The organism is Arthrobacter sp. TS-15 (assembly GCF_006964045.1).
Classification (GTDB): domain Bacteria; phylum Actinomycetota; class Actinomycetes; order Actinomycetales; family Micrococcaceae; genus Arthrobacter.
The window spans coordinates 1-1,022 of sequence record NZ_SDXQ01000104.1; the positions used below are offsets into that span (position 1 = coordinate 1).

Here is a 1,022-nt window from a genome sequence, read left to right on the forward strand (position 1 = left end):
GGCCAGGAGCAGGACCAGGCCGACCACGGGGACCGGGAGTGTGAGTGCGAGTGTGCGGCGCAGGCGACTGCGCTCGGGTCTGTTGACGACCAGACGGGGTTCCTCTGACACGGATCTGTTCGCGGACACCGGCGTCTCCCCCTAGCGTGGGGCAGGATCGTCGGTGACAGCGCTTACCGCCGAACCACCTCACGACGAACGGCAGTTGGAACCAAGGTTAATCGCTGACGAACCATCACCGGGAGGGCCTGGCACCACCCTTCGACGGCGCCTTGACCTCGAAGGATTCCAACGTGTTCGAACACAACAGGTTTCATTCGGGATTCAAGGGCAACTCGCAGAGCATGTCCTCTCGAACTCGCAGCAACGGTGCCAACCAGGCCGGCACGGTCATCGCGGTCGTCGCCGACATCATGGCCCTCATCCTTGGCCTCTGGATCCTGATGTACCTGCTGGATGCCAACCAGGGCAATGACTTCGTCCAGTTCATCCATGACGCGGCACGCTGGCTCGCCGGCTGGTCGCACGACCTGTTCACCTTCGACGAGCAGTGGGCACGGGTCGTCGCAGGGTATGGCCTCGCGGCCGTCGTGTACCTCTTCGTGGGGCACGCGATCGCCAACCGCGCCCACCGTCACTGACGTACGTACCGAGTACTGACGTACGTACCGAGCAGGTGCCCGGCCCCTACTGACAGCAGTCCGGGTCCAGGCCCGTCGGCAGGCGGTCGCCGCTGAAGACCGCGCACGTCGCCTCGTCGCCGCCCAGGGCGGCGACGGCGAGGAGCAGGGAACCGGCCGTCCAGGAGGTCAGCTCCTCCGGCCAGACGGCCTGGGCGTCGAAGACATAGCCCGTCCAGTACAGGCCGGTTCCGGGGTCCCGCAGATGCTGGATCGACTGGAGTATCTCCAGGGCCCGGTCGGACTCGCCCACGGCCCAGAGCGCCAGGGCGAGTTCGGCCGACTCCCCGCCCGTCACCCACGGGTTGGGAACGACACACCGCACGCCGAGCCCACGAGACT

The 1,022-nt window shown here is 66.6% G+C and carries 1 protein-coding gene and 1 pseudogene; one reads left to right on the forward strand and one right to left on the reverse strand.

Going from position 1 to position 1,022, the window contains the following annotated elements; all coding sequences use genetic code 11:
- The first annotated feature begins 344 nt into the window (after positions 1-344).
- Positions 345-641, forward strand: coding sequence for a hypothetical protein (locus EU811_RS23050; RefSeq protein ID WP_055617873.1), 297 nt, complete (start codon positions 345-347; stop codon positions 639-641).
- Positions 642-687: 46 nt separating this feature from the next.
- Here EU811_RS23050 and EU811_RS23055 read toward each other — a convergent pair.
- Positions 688-1,022, reverse strand: a pseudogene (locus EU811_RS23055) (hypothetical protein); the annotation flags it as partial.

Bases quoted from the DNA above. Each gene is read 5' to 3' on its own strand.
- EU811_RS23050 (WP_055617873.1), top strand. From the start codon at position 345: ATGTCCTCTCGAACTCGCAGCAACGGTGCCAACCAGGCCGGCACGGTC.